Source organism: Gelidibacter gilvus, from assembly GCF_004115975.1.
In the GTDB taxonomy this organism is placed as follows: Bacteria; Bacteroidota; Bacteroidia; order Flavobacteriales; family Flavobacteriaceae; genus Gelidibacter; species Gelidibacter gilvus.
On sequence record NZ_SDDZ01000006.1, the window covers coordinates 173,878 to 194,500 of the forward strand.

The window sequence follows — 20,623 nt, forward strand, 5'->3', positions numbered from 1 at the left end:
GCAACGAATTTGATAAATCAATAAATAATTATTGAACTCATACTGATGAAAAAAGACAATATTTTAAATAATATAACAAATTTCAATCCTTTTGAAGGTCCTGCTATAGAGCGGGTTATTCATACCACCCAACCACAGGCAGAAATTTGGATTGGCTGTATGTTAGGTGAAGATGATGCTAACAGAGCATACAATGAGTCCATTTCACTTATATTAAAGGGTGACTTTAATAAAACAGCTTTAAAGATTGCAATCTCAAAATTAGTTAAAAGACATGAAGCTTTGCGGGCAACCTTTAGTCCCGATGGGCGTTTTATGACTATTTACCACGAGTTACCCATTGAACTAAATGATCAGGACCTATCAAGTCTTAAGATAACCGAGAAGAATTTTGCAATAAAAAATTATTTGTCTGAAGAAGCTAATTATATTTTTGACCTTGTTAAAGGACCACTCTTAAAGATTAGTTTACTAAAACTTTCAGAACAAGAACATCAATTGGTAATCACGGCACATCACATTATATGTGATGGTTGGTCCATGGGAATCATGCTTGGAGAGTTAGGAAGTTTCTATTCCTCCCATACTCTAGACACAACATATATTGTTCCAAAACCTGAGTCCTTTAGTCTCTACGCCGAAGAAGAAGAGCGGTTTATTGAAAGTACAGAATATAAAAAAACAGCACAATATTGGCTTAAACAATACGAGGTTTCTGTTCCTTTAGTAACGCTACCAACAGATTTTCCACGCCCACCATTACGGACATATAAAAGTAATCGCTTAGATTTTGGAATTGATAATCAATTAGTATCTGATTTGAAAAAAGTAGGGGTTAAATCTGGAGCCAGTTTTGTGGTTACCTTACTGGCTGCATTCGAGGTTTTTCTATATCATCAAACTGGTCAAGATGATTTGGTTTTAGGACTTCCTGCTGCTGGCCAATCTCAAAGCGGCAAGACCCAATTAATAGGACATTGCGTAAATCTGCTTCCCCTAAGAAGTAAGCATGATCATAGCATTCCATTTAATACATATCTGAAAAATAGAAAAAACGCAATTTTAGATGCCTACGAGCATCAACAGTTTAGCTTTGGTCAATTACTGGAAAAACTTCAAATTGCTAGAGATTTATCTAGAGTGCCATTGGTTCCCATTGTATTTAACATTGACATGGGTATGGCCAATGACGTTGAATTTAATGGTTTAAATTATAAACTAAAAAGTAATCCCAGAAACTTTGAATCTTTTGAGCTTTCCCTAAATGCTACAGGTACAGAAGACGAACTCATTTTAGAATGGTCTTATAATTCATCTCTTTTTAAAACGAGTACCATAGAGCAAATGATGGCTTCTTTTAAAGAAATTCTTTATGGCATAGTAGAAAATCCAAGTAAAGAAATAGGCAATTTTATAAAGGTTGATTATTCTGACTCTTTACAATTAAATGCTACCGATGCAGTAATTTTTGAGAAAACTAACCATTTAAATGAGGAGGACTTTAGAGATTATTCCGAGGAAAAAAGCATAGTGGATTTGTTCTTATTACAAGTAAAGAGAACGCCCAACAATATTGCCGTTTCTTTTGAAGATAAAAAATTAACATATAGCGAATTAGACGACTTATCTAACCAATTAGCAAATTACATCATCAATTCACATCATATAGAAGTTGATGATTTGGTTAGCGTAATGCTTGAACGCAGTGAATGGATTATTATAAGTGCACTAGGTATATTAAAATCTGGAGCTGCTTATGTGCCTATTGAGCCCAATTATCCCGAAATAAGAAAAAATTATATCATTGATGACAGTCAATGTAAAATAACAATTGACAAAGGCTTTATAAACAACTTTATAAAAGAAAAAGATAAGCTTTCGTCTAAATTAAATGATTCCATTAAAGTTCTTCCAGAGAGCCGTTGTTATATAATCTATACATCTGGCACCACTGGCAATCCAAAAGGTGTTATGATAGAGCACAGAAATGTGGTCAGTTTACTATATCATGGAAAACATCTTTTCGATTTTGATCAAGATGACGTGTGGTGTATGTTCCATTCCTTCTGTTTTGATTTTTCAGTATGGGAAATGTATGGTGCGTTATTATTTGGTGGGAAATTAATTATTGTTCCAGAATTGATTGCTAAAGATCCTTTTGAATTCATAACAATGATTGAAAAAGAAGGTGTTACCGTTTTAAACCAAACGCCATCTGCATTTATCAATCTAATGGAGAGTGCAACGCAACCGGGGTTAAGGTTAAAATTGCGTTATATCATTTTCGGTGGAGAAGCTCTTTTTCCGAAACACTTAGAAAAATGGTATAATCAATATCCTAATATTAAATTTATCAACATGTATGGGATTACAGAAACCACAGTACATGTGACTTATAAAGAAATTGATAAATATGTTATTGAACACAACATATCAAATATAGGAAATGCAATTTCTACTCTATCTACTTATATATTGGATGAATTTGGAAAGCCTGAACCGATAGGTGTTGTTGGTGAATTATATGTTGCTGGGAAAGGTTTAGCAAGAGGTTATCTCAACCGCCCAGAATTAACTGCTGAGAAATTTGTAGCTAATCCTTTTATTGTTGGTGAACGCATGTACCGTTCCGGAGATCTTGCAAAGTGGCTTCCAAATGGGGAAATTGAGATCATTGGCCGTATTGATGATCAAGTAAAAATACGAGGATATCGAATTGAAATTAAAGAAATTGAGGTTGCTTTAAATTCATTACCAAATATCAAACGTTCGGTTGTTGTTACAAGCAATCATCTGGCTGGAGAGTTAAGCCTAGTTGCTTATTTGCAGCCGATCAATAAGGAAGTTGATTTTGATACAGTTAGAAATCAACTTGCGCAAATAATGCCAAAGTTTCAAATTCCTTCAACATTTATGTGGGTCGATAATTTTCCATTAACAACTAATGGGAAAATAGACAAAAAAAACCTACCGAGTCCGGAATATATACGACAAGATTCTAGTACTGACCTAAAGGTTCCACAGACTGAACTTGAAAAAGACATTGCCAAGGTATGGATTGATATCCTTCAAATACCCGTTATCGATATTGAGGATAATTTTTTTGAAATGGGTGGATCCTCATTAATTGCCCAAAGAGTTATTGGCTTATTGAGAAAAAAATTAAATACAGAAATCCCATTAATTAAAATTTTTCAACATCCGACAATTTCTCAACTTGCCAAATCTCTAAGTGAAAATTTAAGGGTCGAAGATGAAGTCGAAACAATTACTAATGTTCTTAATTCAAAAGTAACAGCATCTATAAGTTGCTTAAATTCTCAAAAAAAACACACTGATGCCGACGTTAAAAAGGAAACTGAATTAATAATTAATACAACAAAGGCACAATCTGAAATATTAACTGATTGCTTTTTTGGTGGCGATGATGCAAAAAGAGCTTATAATATTTCCTTGTCCCTAAATTTTGTAGGTAAATTTAAATATAATGCTTTAGAGCAGGCTGTCCAATCTTTGGTAGAACGACATGAATCTTTAAGAGCTTCTTTTAGTGAAGACTTACATTCTATGTTTATTTATACAAATTTTCATGTTGATATTTTATATAATGATATATCAAGCCAAGAGGAATTTGATAAAAAAAAATCGAAAAATTATATAATCAGCGATGAAGCTGATTTTATATTTGATTTAATTGATGGTCCTTTAGTAAGATTTAATTTAATTAAAACTGGAGAATTTGAGCATGACTTAATAATAACTGTCAACCATGCAATTTGTGATGGTTTAAGTACAAGCATATTACTTGAAGAACTTGGTGTTCTTTATTCTGCATTTTGCCAAGATAAAATACCAACCCTAAATGAACCTGATCGCTTCAGTGAATTTGCTGATAAAGAAAACAGATATGCCAAGAGTGATGAGTTTAAACGTTCAGTAGAATTTTGGTTAAATATGTATCAAGAATCGATACCAAAGCTTGAATTGCCAATAGATTATCCAAGACCTAAATCACGAAACTATAACAACCATACTATAGATTTTCTTTTAGATAATGGTCTTTTAAATCAATTGAAACAAATAGGGAATAGTGCTGAATCCAATATGTTTACTAGCATAGTGACCACTTTAGTAGCTGCATTTGAAGTGCTGTTGTGTCAGCAAACAGGCCAAAACGATTTGGTTTTAGGTCTTACAAGTTCAAGACAGGCCAATTACGATATGATGCAAATGATTGGGCATTGTGTGAACTTGTTACCCCTTCGTAGTAAAATTGATACAAAAATTAGTTTCAAAGATTATTTGATAAAGAGAAAAACGGAATTATTTGATGCTTATGACAATCAATCACTAAGTTTCGGACAACTTCTAGAAAAAATCTCTATTCCTCGAGATCCATCAAGGGTTCCTTTGGTTCCCGTTATTATGAATGTTCAATTAGATGATGTTTTAGAAAATGAAAATTCTTTTTTCGGTTTGATAAAGGAAATAAAGAATAATCAAATTAATTATGGCACCTTTGAAATTGAACTTAATGTATCAATGTCTGTTGAAGGACCTTGTTTCAGTTGGAGCTATAACAAGACACTCTTTAAACCAGAAACCATTCAAAAGATGATGACTTCTTTTGAAGAAATCATTAAAACCATAGTCGCTAATCCTGATAGTAAAATTGGTGAAATTCTTAAAATAGATGATTCTGAGTATTTAAAGCTGAATAATACTTCATCTGCTTTTTCACAATTACCTTTACATGAATTGATCTTGAAGCAGGCGCATCATAAGCCTTCGAAAATAGCCTTGAAATTCAAGAATGAAGAGATTTCTTATGGTGATCTAGAGAAAAAGGTTCATCAAATGGCTCATTATTTGAAAACAAATGGTGTCAAAAATGGAGATTATGTTGGAGTTTCAATGCCACGTTCAAATGAAATGGTAATCATGTTGATTGCCATTATGGAATGTGGTGCGGCTTACCTACCCTTGGATCCCACCTATCCGAAGCAGCGCTTGGAATTTATGTTGGAAGACTCAGAAGCCAAATTTATAATTGCTACAAAATCAATCTCGTCAACACTTAAATCTAATGCGACACAGTTGCTTTTAGAGGATATGTTATCTGATTTATCAAATCATCCTGATACACCACTAAATGAAAAAGTAGACATACACCAAGCTGTTTATATACTTTATACTTCAGGCTCAACTGGTAAACCAAAAGGCGTTTCAATAACGCACAGGAATTTGGTCAACCTCCTCTACAGCATGTTGCATAAACCGGGTATAGAAGAAAATGACATCTTAATTTCAATAACCACCATTTCTTTTGATATTGCGATGGCGGAATTGTTTGGGCCGCTTTTGAAAGGTGCAAAATTGGTGCTAACTGATGAAGAAACAGCCAAAGACACCAGATTACTTCTCAATCTTATGAAAGAGGAAGGAATTACCATGATGCAGGCAACCCCTGCTACTTGGCAAATGCTTCTCTATTCTGGATGGGAAGAAAAGTTACCGATTAGAGCAATATCCACAGGAGAGGCACTTCCGATAGTATTGGCAAAGAGCATCATGGCTCGGGTAAATGAACTTTGGAATATGTATGGGCCCACGGAAACTACGATTTGGTCCGCCATGAAGCAAGTTTCGATGACTGATGAAATTATTACTATTGGTCGTCCGATGGCGAACACTCAACTTTATATTGTAGATGAACAGAATAACCTAGTAGCTCCAGGTAAAACCGGAGAACTTTGTATTGCAGGCGATGGTGTAGCAAAAGGCTATTGGAAGCGAGAAAATTTGACCGCTGAAAAGTTTATCGAAAATCCGTTTCATAAGGAATCAGGTTTTATACTTTATCGAACAGGAGATTTAGCCAAATTACTGCCAAATGGAGACATCCATTGTTTAGGACGCATCGATGATCAAATTAAAATTAGAGGACAACGTATAGAATTAGGCGAAATAGAACAAGCTTTGGATTCGTTGGATGGCATAAATTCTTCCGTTGTTTTGGTGCATGACGATCTTTTAATGGCTTTTGTGATTTCATCAGGGAAAAACGGAGATGAAACAACCCAAGTAAATAATTGGAAAGCAACGCTGAAAGAACAGCTCCCGGCGCACATGTTGCCACATCAATATTTTCTAGTTGAAGAATTTCCTAAAACCTTAAGCGGTAAAACAGACAGAAAAAACTTATTAAAAAACATATTTACACAAACCAAAACCCTTGGATTCACGGAACCAACCACGGCATCAGAGAAGATAATTGCAAACATTTGGCAAGAGTGCCTCAAAATTGACAAGATAGATGCCAACAGCGATTTTTTTGAGATTGGTGGTCATTCCATTGTTGGTGTGCAAGTGATGGCTCGAATTGAAAAGGAAACCAAAAACAGATTGCCGTTGGTGGCTCTGCTAAATCATCCTACAATCAAAGAATTGGCTGCCTATATGGACAGAGAGTTCATAACTTGGGATTCATTAGTGCCTTTAAAAATAGGAGGAACTAAACCAGCTTTATATATAGTACATGGTGCCAATCATAATGTTTTAATGTTCAATGCGCTTGCTCAAAGATTAGATAAAGAACAGCCTGTTTACGGGCTACAGTCTAGAGGGTTAAACGGTGTCGACGAACCTCATGATTCCATCGATCAAATGGCAGCCGATTATATCTCTGAAATTGTTGCCTCTAATCCAGATGGACCTTATGCTCTGGGAGGCTTTTCATATGGTGGAATTGTCGCTTACGAAATGGCGAGGCAATTGTTGGCACAAGGGAAAGAAGTGACTATTTTAGCACAATTTGACACCTACGTGTTTCCGTCTTATTATCATACGAATCCATTAGTGAGAAAAGTGTTGGATGTGTCTTATAATATAGGGAAAATGGTGTATTTAAGTTTTAATATGTTATCTAGTAAGAAAAATTTTATACGAAGAAAAGAACTTTTAAAACTTCAAATTTCAGGATTAATTTTGAAGTTAAAACACGGAAAAGAGAAGCAATATGAAATGCAATTCAATGTACCATATAAAATGCATCACAATCACTCTATTGCAACAAATGCCTATAATATAACACCACAAGACATTGTGATTGACTTATTTAGATCGATGGAAGAGATTAATTTTGTGCACGATCATGATTTATTGGGATGGAAAAAAATGGGTGGCAGAGGAATCAGAAAACATATGATACCTGGTAATCATCTTGATATGTTTGAAGAACCTAATGTAGAAGCTTTAGCAGCTAGTCTTCAGAATGTTTTGGATCATAAGAATTTAAAAAGTGTTTAGTACTTTATTTTGTGGAACATTAAAAACCTCGATTCAAGATTTCAATGATGTTAATAATAACAATCGAGGTATCCAACTATACAAGATCGAGCTATTAAAATTCCAGAAGTTAGTTCCCAGTTTTATAAATATCTTATCAACTTATGAGTATGATCGCGCTAACCGATACCATTTTGAAAAAGATAAAAATAGATTTGTAATATGCAGAACGCTCTTAAAAATCATTTTGTCGGAGCATACTGGTTTAACGATAAATAAAATAATCTTAGACACTGATGGTAACAAAAAACCTTATCTACCTTCTCATCCATCCGTTTATTTCAATGTGACGCACTCAGGGAATTTTGCCATTATTTCAGTAGGAAAAAGTCCAGTTGGTATTGATATTGAATTTATAAATAGAGAATTCAATTATGAAGAAATCTTACCAAGTATTTTTAATCAAAATGAAATAGATGGCATTCAAAAAAACAGTGATAAGCATCTTTCCTTTTATAACTTCTGGACACGCAAGGAAGCCATTGTAAAAGCCATAGGAAAAGGTATCGATGATGATATCGTCAAAATCCCTGTACAGGATGGCTACCACACCGTATCACCATCACTTATAGGCGGTTATAACAAAATTAATGTATTTAGTTTTAGGTTAAACGAGGATTATGTCGGTGCTTTCGCAGTTACTGAAAATCTGTATAATTTTGAGAAAATTATATTCTCACCTATTCCAACGGAAAAGGAACTAAAATCTTCATTTCATAAATAAACCAGACCTTGTCTTCACAAGGTTTTTGTAACTTATGTTACATCAATTCTGCCTCAATATTATTATCTTTATCAATATAGAAAATATACATCTATAAAAAATTTAGAAGTGTACTTTTCAACAAATTACAAAGTTTAGCCTTAAAAAGCGGTAAAAAAGCACTTTACAAAGTGTGCTTTGATTAGAACTATAATAATGAACACAAAAGAACATTGGGAATCCGTCTATGAGAATAAGAATCCAGACCAGGTCAGTTGGACCCAAGAAAAGCCAGAGATTTCCTTAAAATTGATTCAGGAATGTGATTTGCCAAAAACTGCTAAAATCATTGATATTGGTGGTGGCGACAGTAAATTAGTGGATTTTCTACTTGAAGAAGGCTATGAAAATATTACCGTATTGGACATCTCTGCCCAAGCTCTTGAAAAAGCAAAAAAACGCTTGGGCAAAAAAGCCGATAACGTACAGTGGATTGTGAGCGATATTACTTCGTTTGAACCTAAAGAGATTTACGATTTATGGCACGATCGCGCTGCATTTCATTTTCTGACCACAAAAGAGAAGATTAAAGTCTACGTGGCCATTACTGATGAATTTGTTGCAGAGCGATTAATTATTGGCACCTTTTCAAAACAAGGACCTACCAAATGTAGTGGGTTGGAAATTTCTCAATATGATGAAAACGGATTGGCAAAAGTGTTTGAAACCCACTTCAAAAAAATAAAATGCCTCACCACAGATCATATCACACCTTTTGAAACCGCGCAGAACTTTCAATTCTGCAGTTTTAAAAAACTGAAATGACATATTTTTCAGTAAGTAATTAAAAATTATAGTAAGTTGTAATAACTTTTTTATTTAATAAAATTTAAACATTATGAATATCAAACAATTTGAATACAAACCCCTTTCTCATTACTCCTATGCCATAATTAGTAATGGCAAGATGGCGGTTATTGATCCGGAACGCGATCCACAGCAATATTATGATTTTGCGAAAGCTCATAACGCCAAAATAACTGCGATAATCCAGACGCATCCTCACGCCGATTTTGTGAGTTCGCATCTTGAAATCCATAAAAATACAGGAGCGACTATTTACAATAGCGAAAAGTTGGGAGCCGACTATCCTCACGAAGCTTTTGATGACGGCGACAGTATCAACTTGGGAAATATCACTCTAAAAGCCATCAATACACCTGGACACTCTCCAGACAGTATTACCATAGTGGCTACAGAAGGCGATAAAACCGCAATGTTTACCGGAGACACCCTATTTATTGGTGATGTTGGCCGTCCGGATTTAAGAGAAAACGTGGGCAATATGACTGCCAAACGCGAAGAACTGGCTGAAATGATGTACGATACCATGACCAATAAATTCAACGACTTACCCGATGAAACAATTGTGTATCCTGCTCATGGCGCTGGCTCTCTCTGTGGGAAAAATTTGAGTGAAGCAGCAAGTAGCACTTTAGGCGATGAACGTATGGGAAATTGGGCTTTTAAGGACCAATCCAAAGAGCAATTCATGAATACCTTACTTGGCGGTCAACCATTTATCCCATCATATTTTGGATTTAATGTAGACATCAATAAGGCCGGTGCGGATAATTTAGATCCAACCATTGACAAAATTCCTTTTACTGAAAACACAACGGCCACTGGTCTTATTGTTGACATGAGAGATGAAGCCAGTTTTAAAAATGGCCATTTAAAAGGCAGCATTAATATTCAAGCAGAATCGGATACTGCAAAATTTGAAACTTGGATAGGTTCCATTGTCGCGCCAAAAGAAAAATTCACTTTGGTCATTGATAAAAAAGAAAACAAGGACAAGCTTTTAAACCGTTTAGCTAAAATAGGCTACGAAAAACAGGTTCTAAAAGTCATTACGCTGTCAGATGAAAACTTAGTAAAAACAGAAGCGTTGGATCTGGCAGATTTCAAAAAAAATCCAGACAATTACACCATTGTTGACATTAGGAACAAAAGTGAAATAGAAGAAGGCAAGTTTTTCAAAAAAGCGCTTGATCATCCACTTTACGAATTGCGCCAAACCGCTAATAAAATCCCGACCGATAAGCCTATTGTGGTGCATTGTGCTGGCGGTTATCGAAGTGCGGCAGGAAGCAGTATTCTTGAGAATGAATTGAAAGATGCTACTGTTTATGATTTAAGCGATGCTATAGAACAATTTAAAAACTGAAACTAATTATAAATTACAGACAATCTATTTTGTTGTGAATTAAACTTTACACCGCTTTTGTCCTCTATAGAAATACCCGAATGGCACTGCGATTCGGGTATTTTAGTATTAACATCGTTTAGTTCATATGTTTATCTTAAAAAGCCAAAAAGATCTATGGCGAAGATGTTAAAGGAAAGCCAATTTATAATTTATATGACCTGTGTCATCGCTTAAAAAGTAATAAATGCTTAAATTTATAAAAGATCAAAAAACAATAGTAAAAACATAATTATGGAAACAAATTTAGAAATGCAACAAGGAACTTCAATGCCAAGAATTGGTGATAATGCTCCCGACTTTGAAGCTGTAACAACCAAAGGGAAAATAAAATTTTCAGATTTTGCAAAAAACAAATGGGTGGTGATGTTCTCACATCCAGCTGATTTTACACCAGTATGTACTACAGAATTGAGCGGATTTGCTACTCGTAAAAGTGAGTTTAATGCTTTAAACACTGAGTTATTAGGTTTAAGTATCGACAGTATCCACTCGCATTTGGCCTGGGTTCAGAATGTTAGGGAAAACACCGGGGTTTACTTTGATTTCCCCATCATTGCGGATATCGATATGAAAGTCGCAAAACTATACGGAATGCTACAACCCAATGAAAGTGAGACTGCCGCTGTTCGTGCCGTGTTTTTCATTGATCCTAGTAAAAAAATTAGACTGATCATGTATTATCCTTTGAATATAGGTAGAAACATGAATGAAATCTTACGTGTTTTGGAAGCCATGCAAATTTCAGATGAACATAAAGTTTCAATGCCATTAGATTGGAAAAAAGGAGATAAAGTTATTGTTGGTCCACCAAAAACCTTGGACGAACTCGATGCTAGATTAGCAGACGATTCCCTTGAGAAAGTTGATTTTTATCTTGCAAAAAAACATCTGTAATTCTTCAATATCAGTCTTGATTTCTAAAAAGTGAAGACGGATAATTAATAGACTTTAGAAGAATTGTAAAAAGTGAACCAAAAAACACCTCTTAAGGACTATGCATTTGTAATGGTACAGGTACTGCTTTTTATAGCTTATTTTTTACCCTTACGTGTGTCCTATTTTCAACTACCCGGATGGCTCTGCTATTCGGGTTTGGTTTTGTTGGGGGTTTCTATTTTATTCGGAGGTATTGCGCTCTTTCAATTGAATACCAAGCTTTCTCCCTTCCCATCACCGGTTGCTTCTGGGAAATTGATTACCAGTGGGGTCTATCGCATCTCAAGGCATCCTATTTATACCGCATTGCTGTTTTCAGGATTGGGATATGCTATCTATGGATCATCTCTTTACAAAGTTGTGATCACACTTCTACTTTTAATCCTGTTTTACTATAAATCGGTTTATGAGGAAAGATTGTTGCAGGAAAGATTCCCGGAGTATGAAGATTATCAAAAAAGAACACCACGGTTCATTTAAAATTCATGAACCTATATTCCCATCATTCGCAAAGACATTATTTATCTTCTTGAAATATTCTTTTCAATTTGATTTTAAGATTTGTGAAATCGGATGTGCATTTGATGTATCTGCTCAGCAAGTTCAGGCACGGGACCATTGACTTCAATTTTAGGAACTACCTTATGAATGGGCAACGATTTTACTGCAGACGTAGGGACTCCAATCTCTGCGAGCCAAGATGATAATTGCTCAGTAGAACTCACATACACAATCCGACCTAATCCTACCCAACCGTGCGCCGCTGAGCACATGGCACAATGCTCGCCCGATGTATAAACTATTGCCTTAGCACGATCTTCCGGGGACATATATGCTGCTGCCCAACGTGCAATCTCAAACTCTGGATGACGCGTTTGGTCACCGGTGGTCACCACTTCGTTTCGACCTTCAAACAAAACTTTTCCTTCTGCTGAAACAAGTACCGAACCAAACGGCTGATTCCCTGCAGAGAGGGCTTCCTTTGCCAATTCTACACAGCGACGTAAATGCTGTAAATCTTTGTCATCTATCTTATTCATTTCTTTTGTTTTAATGAGCGTTTGCTGCGACTAGTATTTTGGCGATTTTGTCCATGTTTCTATTTTTAGCGTGTTGCAGTGGTGTCACGCCGTCGTTATCCGCAATATTGACATCAGCACCTGCATCTACAAGTACTTTTACGATAGCCACCTGTGTTTCGCCAGTTGCACCCAGAATGATCGCTTCCATTAAGGCCGTCCAGCCAAGATTGTTAACATGATCAATGGGATAATCTGGTATTTCTGTAAGAATTTTGACAACTTCCAAATGCCTTTTTTCTGCGGCCGGAATCAGGGCTGTCCCTCCATAACGATTATAAATATCAAATTTGGCACCATGGTTCAAGCTCATTTTTAAAATTGACAAATCGCCACTTGCACCGGCATACAAATGCGGACTGTTTAACAGGTCGTCCTGCGCGTTCACGTCGGCGCCTGCAGAAATCAACAGTTCAGCAATTTTGCCATCGGCATTGTAAGTGGCAACCATTAAGGGCGTTCGTCCTTTGTTATCTCTTATTTCTAAATCTGGATTGGAACTTAAAATTTTAGCCACGAGGGTGGCATCCTTTTCAGAAACAGCCTTTAACAAGCTGGAAATGGAATCTTGAGTTGATAGTTTCATGTTTTTGTTTCCATTTGGGTGGCCACAACTTTGCAACGGCAAACAGGCAATCCATAGTGTTGTAATAATTTTGGACAAAGATTTCATTGGGATGTCGTTTAAGATTATCACAAAGTAAAATACGAAAAGAAGAATAGATAGACGTAGGTATCTTAAAGATTGTTTTTAAATTGGACATAAAACCAATGTATTTCCTAATGGAATGGATAAATTTTCAATATCCATCCCATTTCGGAAATAATACTATTTCAAACTTCTTAGAAATTTCTTGAAGCCTTCATCGCTGTAATCGGCCATTCCTTTATGCGTCAATGCCAAGTTACCTTTCGCATCAATAACATAAGTTGTAGGAATTGCTGAAGATTGATACATGGGTGGCAAATTGCTCGCGGGGGCATAAATTGGCATATTGTACCCTTTACGCTTATCAAAAGCTTTGGCCAATTCAAAATCCTGATCCAAAGAAAGCATTACAAACGCCACTTCGTCGCCCATCTCTTTGTGCAACTTGTCAATACTTGGCATTTCTGCAATACAAGGTGGACACCATGTAGCCCAAAAGTTCATAAAAATAACCTTGCCTTTCAAAGCTTCCAATGAGGTGATATTGCCATCCCTATCCATCAACTTTAAACTAAAATCTGCTTTCTCAAACTCTGGAAGGCTTGCCATTGCATTATCATTTTCACGCACTTGGGTAATCTCTTTGACATTAGGATTCATCAATCCGGTGGCAAGAATACCACGTTGGGCAAAACCAATAACTTCAGTATGTAATCCTGTGGCGTAAAGGGTAATAGCTACCACGGCGAAAACTCCGTATTGGATCCACGTTTTCTTTGAGTTTTTTTCTTTTTTATCGTTTTTCATAATTCTTAAATTTTTTATTGAAATTCATAATTGGTTCCAGGTACTGTAGAAAAAGAATACGTGCCCAAATAATCGCAGTACGCACGTCCATCTAATTTTGGTGATACTGGCGAATGCTTTTGAAGATATTCTTCTATGGCCTCGTGAATGGTATAATCCATTTCCTTTACGTCCTCAACATCCGACATTCTACATAAGTTATCAATAGGATCGCCTGGGCGCACACAAGCAGAAATTGTATAATATTGATCATCCTGCATTTCCTCACCTTTTACGATAACACTGGTTATCCGCTCACCTCTTGGGTTTTGACTTTTAAAATCCACTTCCATTCCAGAGAATCGCACTAACCATCCACCAAAACGTTCGGTTGGGTTTTGTGCAAAGGCGTTATGCATCTCTCTTTCCAACCAGTCTTTAATCTGCTTCCCAGTAGCTTTTCCAGTCTTGACATTTTCATTAACAGGAAGTAGATTCCATAAATTGGCGCGTGTAATTGGTGCCGGTTTGCCATTTTCAGGCACAATAGGATTACCAAAACGGAATCCGTTTGAGATGGCGATATCTGCTCCTGTTTTCCAACGTGCTGCATCTGTGAATAGATTATCCATTGGATTTTCCACGGTCAAATACCGATAAATTGGCGTGTTTGTATAGCCAATTATTGTTTCGAGATGCTCTTGGTACGGTGCTTTTTCTTTGTTCACAAGGGCTTGCATCGCTTTATCGGCAGGATACACTTCTGGATCCACATCAATAAGCTCATAATCATCACCCACCAATTTTCCATCTACAAAATGAAGGGTCAGTTTTCCAACAAAAGAACCAAAGGCACCAGGTTCGGTAACCTTCGCATATTTACCTTGAATCATTTCTCTTACACGTTCGTGTGTATCATTTCCTAAGATGTAATCGGCATGCTCTGCTATTGGGCTATTGGCCAATTCAACCTGTTTGAAAATTCCAATATGGGTAAGCAAAAAAATAATATCTGCTTTTTCATTAAATTTAATATCATCCACTAATTGCTTTACACTATTATCCAAGCCGCTAAAAGCAATTCCTTTACTGAAAATAGGATTTTGTCTCACTGGAACATCGGGATCATTAATCCCAATAAAAGCCAATCGAACGCCTTCAATTTCTTTTATGGTATAGGCTGGAAATAAAGGGTCTTTTCCGTCTTCATGGTACATATTCTGAACAATAACTTCCGTATCAAAATCCTGCATCACCTCCATCATGATGTCTTTCCCGTAAACCACTTCCCAGTTTCCTGGAATAATTACATCATATCCCATGTTTTTCACGATGTTGGACATCACTCTCCCCTCAGATAAAGCGGCGTAGCCACTACCCTGAATCAAATCGCCGCCATCAACGATAAGTGTCCGATTTGGATTTTTTCCACGTTCCTGATCAAAGATTGTTTTGATGTGCGCCATACCGCCACGTTCCTTAAAGACAATTTCACCATTTTCCCAAAACAGTTCAGGATGTGGATCCAATTGGCCATGAATGTCAGCCGTTTGAAGGATGGTGATACTCATGGTGTCTTTTGTATTACTGTTATTTTCTGCCACTGTATTCGTTTTTTCAGATTTACAAGAAACTGATACTATCAATATTCCTAAAAAGCCAAAAACTGTCAAAAAAGTTGTTTTAAAATTTCTCATGATTTATAGACTTAAGCTTTTATATCCTTTTTTTTGAAGTTGGAAATTATACAAGATGCCGTTTTCCACAATGTCCATGCTCGTTGGAACTTTTGTTTTATCGACTTTAAATTTGTTGAGGGAAAAACCACAGGCTATAATCTGAACCCCAGCTTTCTCGGCTTTTTGAATAAATGTATTTATTATTTCAGGATCGGTAATTTGTCCAATGTCCTTACCGCAGATGATGACCTGAAAGTCGCCAAACGCCTCTCCCTCTTCTGCCTTTAGGGCTTCTGCAGTTAGGATGATGGGTTGTAGCTGCGGTACTTTTGTGGTGAGCACGACGTAATTATTTTTACTGTTGTCCACCTGTTGCGCTTGTAATTTTGCGTTGCCAAATAGGGTGAGCATTAGAAATAGTGAACTAAAAATGTATGTTTTCATATCGTTTTATTTTAAGGGTTGATTGGTATCATTCAGTATAAAAAAAAGAAGTCCACCTAAAATTGCAATGTTTTTAAATAAAGGGCCCAGCGTGGTCATCTGTCCGACTTGAACCGTTAGTGTGATTGGAATTAAAACCGCCACTAAAATAATAGCTGCCCATTTGGTCTTATAACCAATTAAAAATAGAAAGCCTGCTACTAGCATGACAATCCCAGATAGGATGATGAGCCACTGAGGATCGCCGAAATAAATGGCTAACCCCTTAAAACTCGCCTGTTCTATACGTTGGGCTGTTTTTTCTACATTGAGCAAGTGACTAAGGCCAGCTACTAAAAATATGCCGCTTACCAAAATGCGCAATAGCTGTATGGATCGGCGACTGATTAAAATTTTGCTCGTCATAATAAAAAATGTGAATAAAGAGTGTTTGAATTTGTATGGTCTCTGTGCGTAACAGATCATCCAACAGCATCTCTTCAAAAGAAATACTATGGAAACACCAACTTTAAAAGGTCAAAAAGAGAGCTTAGGCCACGCGAGGTGGAGGAGATATGCTATCGAGATAGCGATAACTTAATTTGGAAGTAAAGTGTTCGTTGATCACAACTACGGGATCGGTATAGTCCGCTTCCCAAGAAAACAATTCAAAGTGAAACGGCGTGGTACAATTGCCACTTAAAATAATTACTTGTGTTTCAACATGATCTTGAGCCGAAAAACTGGTCGATTCATTCGATTTTTCGTTGGAAGAATTTTTCTTACAATATGGATTTACGAAAGAAGTCTTGCTGCCACTGAATATAATATTCAAGCCATTGGCATCTATCGCGGCAAATTTCGCCAGAAAGATAGCTATCAGAACTACTGCTATGTAAGATTTAGTTTTCACGATAGGTACAAACATAAGACAAAGGAGAGGATCCTTATGTAACCTTTGTTACCATAGCGTGTTAAAGTCTTATTAAAATAAAAGAAAATGGCTGGCAAATAAGTCGTTAGGATGCCAAGTCAAATTTAAGATGCAATACCTAACAACACAGTTTTACATGTATTAGGTCAGTAAAATGGTGAAGTCAAGATGTTATTGAGGATAAATAACCATTTTACTAATAGCAGGAAAATGTTTTTCCAGCTTTAAAGGGATTCTATCCAAGTGTCCAAAATAAGAGATATAACCTTTTCTAGCGGATACCAAAATAATCAAATCGGTATCATGAATCTCTCTGGAAATAATTAGGAAATCATCCCAATCCTTGAACTTTTTATACCCCATGGTCAAGTTAACCTTATTGTCTTTTGCAAACTTCACTATTGATTGATGCGTTGCCTCGTTGCAATTCAGATGTATCGGAATGGATAATTCCACTGAAAGTTTTGCTATTTTATTGACCCAATGTGCAAAACCTTCTTCAAGTTCGGCATTTGGGGGAACCACAACAAATAATCGCTTATGATTGACCAAAGGAATTTCAAAATCACAAATAAAAAGTGTTTTATTGGTATTTTGTAAAATACTTTCCATTTTATCCCCGATCAATTTATCCAAAAACCCGGTTTTTTGAGGCCATCCCAATAAAATGATATCGGCCATAATTTCCTTCGCGGTTCGTGAAATTCCACTCGCTGCATTATGGTCTATTGTTGCCATAACCGTAGCATTGGTATCAGATGCGGTAGTTTCCTTTAGATAATTCTCCAATCCCTGTTTAGCTTTGTGAATAGTTTTCTCTGCTTCATTGGTATTGGGCACAACCGTTAAAATGGATAAAGGGTTGATCGATTTTTTATCCTTTATTAATACTGCAAAATCCAAAATTTTCTCAATATTCACCAAATTCGCGATGGGTATTAAAATGGTCTCTTGAAGCGAAGGACTGCTCAATGCGATATCTTCATCCTCATCAGAATTACGGATGATGGTTTTGGCTGCACTTTCGGTGACAAATGATGCAATGATACAGGTCACGAGAATCAAGACGACCGTCCCGTTAAGAATATTGTCATCTAAGATTCCAGCTTTGTATCCTACTAAAATTACCGCTAAAGTAGCTGCAGCATGCGCACTACTCAATCCGAAAATCAAGTTACGTTGACCTTTTGAGAATTTAAAAATTATCTGAGTTAAAAATGCCGCTGTCCATTTTCCAAAAATCGCCACAACCGTTAGGGTTCCGGCTATAATCAGTGCCATCGGACCGCTCATAATGACACTAATGTCAACAATCATCCCGACACTAATTAGGAAAAAAGGAATAAAAAGCGAGTTGCCTATAAATTCAATCCGGTTCATTAACGCAGAAGAGTGTGGAATGAGCTTATTAAGGGCCAACCCTGCAACGAACGCACCGATAATTGATTCCAATCCTGCAATCTCAGCCAAGAATGCAGAGAAAAAAACTACGGACAATACAAAAATATAATGCGAATGTTTTTCGCTTTCCAGTTTACTAAAGAACCATTTGGCAATTCTTGGGATCACCAAAAACATAAACGCTGAAAACAATACTAATGATATCCCCAAACGGATCCAAAATTCCTGTGTAAGTCCGCCATCATGAGAGCCTAAAATGACCGCCAACATAATAAGAACGGCGGTGTCTGTTAGAATTGTACCTCCAACGGTAATGGCCACAGCCACGTTTTTTGAAACCCCGAGCTTACTGACTATTGGGTAGGTTACCAACGTATGGGTGGCAAACATACTGGATGTAAGAAGACTGGCATTAAAATCAAAGCCCAATATATAATGACAGACCGGAAATCCAATAGCGATTGGAATCGTGAAGGTTAAAAAACCAAATAATAAGCTCTTATTTCTTGTTGCCCTGAACTCGTTCAAATCGAGCTCCAATCCCGCAATAAACATGATGTATAAAAGTCCGATAGTTGAAAAAACATCCACAAAAAGACTTTTCTCCAAGATGTTCAACCCAGCAGGACCAATGATAATTCCCGATACAATCAATCCAATAATTCCAGGAATCCGTATTCTGTGCAACACGACCGGGGCCAACAGAATAATAAAGAGGATCAAAGAGAAAATCAACACGGGATTTTGGAGCGGTAACTGGAACTCTTCTATAAGTTGATTGATAATGACATCCATAGTTGACGAATAAGAGAAAAAATTAAACTGAATTAATTGGTGAATTAAAACAGTCTTGTTCATTACAATTATACAACAAACATAGGAAAAGAACAGCATTAATATCTTACCTTTATTACGCTTACGTGTTAAAATTTGATAAAAAACTGAATTTCAAGGAATTTGGGAGAAGTGAACTAACGGTCTCAAAAAACAAAAGAGGATTCTGTTACTTGTGTTACACATTTCAAACGGGATTCTCATATATTTATATAATAAATTTATCACTCAAAAGCTTTCTATATATGGAAGACATGCTCTTTTACGATCGGATGCAGTTTGCGTTCACGATCACTTTCCATTACCTATTTCCACAATTGACCATGGGATTATCTTTAATGATTGTCTATTTTAAATGGCGATTTTTAAGAACCAAGATTGATAAGTATAACGATGCCGCCAAATTTTGGATGAAAATTTTCGCGCTCAATTTTGCAATGGGCGTCGTCACCGGGATTCCAATGGAATTTCAGTTTGGTACCAATTGGGCAAAATTCTCTGAACTTACGGGAGGAATTATCGGTCAAACCCTAGCCATGGAAGGGATGTTTTCTTTTTTCTTGGAATCTTCATTTTTGGGATTATTCCTGTTTGGAGAGAAATTAATGGGTCAAAAGCTCCATTTCTTAACTGGTTTTCTGGTGTTTTTAGGATCTTGGGCAAGTGGCTATTTGATTATAGCCACACATTCATGGATGCAATACCCTGTTGGCTATGAAATTTTAGAAAATGGAAAATTTGTGCTTAACAATTTTGGAGCATTATTCTCTAATCCGTGGTTAATGCCTGCGTTTTTACACAATCAAATGGGATCTGTAATTACATCTTCTTTTGTGGTGGCATCTATTGGAGCTTTCTATCTCTTAAATAATAAGCATAGCGAATTTGGAAAACTCTTTGTAAAAACCGGTGTTATTTTCGGATTGATTTCTAGTATTTTGGTTGCTTTTCCAACTGGAGATTGGGCTGCAAAAAATGTAGCAACCCACCAACCTGTCACCTTTGCTGCAATGGAAGGCATTTTTGAAACCGAAGATGGTGGCGCTGAGATTATCTTAATTGGGCAGCCGGACGTCGGAAACAAAAAACTCGACAATAAAATTGCGGTGCCAAATGTATTGAGCTTTTTAACTTACCAAAGATGGGATGCTGAGATTAAAGGCCTCAATGAATTTGATGAAAGTGTCTATCCAACCAATATTCCTGGATTGTATTACTCCTATCATATTATGGTGGGCTTAGGCACTATTTTTATAGGATTGTTGCTTATTGCAAGCATCCAATTGTTTCGAAAAAAACTCTATGCCACCAAATGGGTGTTGTGGGCGTTGATGTTCATGCTGCCGTTTCCATATATCGCCAATACCGCGGGATGGTACACTGCCGAATTGGGTAGGCAACCTTGGTTGGTCTATAATCTGTTGCGGACTGCAGATGGGATTTCACCAACAGTTTCTTCAGGAAACACCCTGTTCACCTTGCTTGGCTTTATTGGACTTTATGCCTTATTAGGGTTATTGTTCATTATGCTAGCAGTCAAAATCATCAATAAAGGTCCTGAAACCTCAAAACACATCTAA

Annotated in this window: 15 protein-coding genes; 7 read left to right on the plus strand and 8 right to left on the minus strand. The window is 36.5% G+C overall.

The features are described 5' to 3' along the window. Positions 1 to 45: 45 nt before the first annotated feature. The 6 genes from ESZ48_RS11740 (at position 46) to ESZ48_RS11765 (ending at position 11,738) form a co-directional block, all read left to right on the plus strand. Positions 46 to 7,308 carry an amino acid adenylation domain-containing protein gene (locus tag ESZ48_RS11740; RefSeq protein WP_129017680.1) on the plus strand — a complete coding sequence of 2,421 codons (7,263 nt, stop codon included), beginning with the start codon at positions 46 to 48 and terminating at the stop codon, positions 7,306 to 7,308. Further along, positions 7,301 to 8,071, plus strand: a complete 771-nt coding sequence (locus ESZ48_RS11745) for a 4'-phosphopantetheinyl transferase family protein (protein ID WP_129017681.1) — start codon at positions 7,301 to 7,303, stop codon at positions 8,069 to 8,071. The genes ESZ48_RS11740 and ESZ48_RS11745 overlap by 8 nt, the downstream gene beginning before the upstream one ends. A gap of 195 nt (positions 8,072 to 8,266) precedes the next feature. Continuing rightward, positions 8,267 to 8,875: a class I SAM-dependent methyltransferase gene (locus tag ESZ48_RS11750; protein ID WP_129017682.1), complete on the plus strand. Its 609-nt coding sequence runs from the start codon at positions 8,267 to 8,269 to the stop codon at positions 8,873 to 8,875. A 73-nt stretch (positions 8,876 to 8,948) separates the two neighbouring features. Beyond that, positions 8,949 to 10,280: an MBL fold metallo-hydrolase gene (locus tag ESZ48_RS11755; RefSeq protein WP_129017683.1), complete on the plus strand. Its 1,332-nt coding sequence runs from the start codon at positions 8,949 to 8,951 to the stop codon at positions 10,278 to 10,280. A 273-nt stretch (positions 10,281 to 10,553) separates the two neighbouring features. Continuing rightward, on the plus strand, positions 10,554 to 11,216 hold the full coding sequence (locus ESZ48_RS11760; protein ID WP_190246251.1) for a peroxiredoxin: 663 nt from the start codon (positions 10,554 to 10,556) through the stop codon (positions 11,214 to 11,216). A 72-nt stretch (positions 11,217 to 11,288) separates the two neighbouring features. After that, positions 11,289 to 11,738 (plus strand): methyltransferase family protein, encoded by a 450-nt coding sequence (locus tag ESZ48_RS11765; RefSeq protein WP_223266435.1) that lies wholly within the window; start codon positions 11,289 to 11,291, stop codon positions 11,736 to 11,738. Positions 11,739 to 11,812: 74 nt separating this feature from the next. Here ESZ48_RS11765 and ESZ48_RS11770 read toward each other — a convergent pair whose 3' ends face one another. The 8 genes from ESZ48_RS11770 to ESZ48_RS11805 form a co-directional block, all read right to left on the minus strand. After that, positions 11,813 to 12,298, minus strand: coding sequence for a nucleoside deaminase (locus tag ESZ48_RS11770; protein ID WP_129017684.1), 486 nt, complete (start codon positions 12,296 to 12,298; stop codon positions 11,813 to 11,815). A 10-nt stretch (positions 12,299 to 12,308) separates the two neighbouring features. Next, the gene (locus ESZ48_RS11775; RefSeq protein WP_129017685.1) at positions 12,309 to 13,010 is read right to left on the minus strand and encodes an ankyrin repeat domain-containing protein; all 702 of its coding nucleotides are present in this window, start codon (positions 13,008 to 13,010) and stop codon (positions 12,309 to 12,311) included. Between the two features lie 156 nt (positions 13,011 to 13,166). After that, positions 13,167 to 13,793, minus strand: coding sequence for a TlpA family protein disulfide reductase (locus ESZ48_RS11780; protein WP_129017686.1), 627 nt, complete (start codon positions 13,791 to 13,793; stop codon positions 13,167 to 13,169). Positions 13,794 to 13,807: 14 nt separating this feature from the next. Beyond that, a complete protein-coding gene (locus ESZ48_RS11785) occupies positions 13,808 to 15,469 on the minus strand; it encodes a bifunctional metallophosphatase/5'-nucleotidase (RefSeq protein ID WP_129017687.1) in 1,662 nt (553 codons plus the stop codon). A gap of 3 nt (positions 15,470 to 15,472) precedes the next feature. Beyond that, positions 15,473 to 15,895, minus strand: coding sequence for a sulfur reduction protein DsrE (locus ESZ48_RS11790; RefSeq protein WP_129017688.1), 423 nt, complete (start codon positions 15,893 to 15,895; stop codon positions 15,473 to 15,475). A gap of 6 nt (positions 15,896 to 15,901) precedes the next feature. Then, a complete protein-coding gene (locus tag ESZ48_RS11795; RefSeq protein ID WP_129017689.1) occupies positions 15,902 to 16,300 on the minus strand; it encodes a DoxX family protein in 399 nt (132 codons plus the stop codon). Between the two features lie 124 nt (positions 16,301 to 16,424). Further along, positions 16,425 to 16,787, minus strand: a complete 363-nt coding sequence (locus ESZ48_RS11800) for a hypothetical protein (protein ID WP_223266436.1) — start codon at positions 16,785 to 16,787, stop codon at positions 16,425 to 16,427. A 192-nt stretch (positions 16,788 to 16,979) separates the two neighbouring features. Then, positions 16,980 to 19,004, minus strand: coding sequence for a cation:proton antiporter (locus ESZ48_RS11805; protein WP_129017690.1), 2,025 nt, complete (start codon positions 19,002 to 19,004; stop codon positions 16,980 to 16,982). A 284-nt stretch (positions 19,005 to 19,288) separates the two neighbouring features. Here ESZ48_RS11805 and ESZ48_RS11810 point away from each other — a divergent pair, with 284 nt between their 5' ends. Beyond that, positions 19,289 to 20,623, plus strand: a complete 1,335-nt coding sequence (locus ESZ48_RS11810) for a cytochrome ubiquinol oxidase subunit I (protein WP_129017691.1) — start codon at positions 19,289 to 19,291, stop codon at positions 20,621 to 20,623.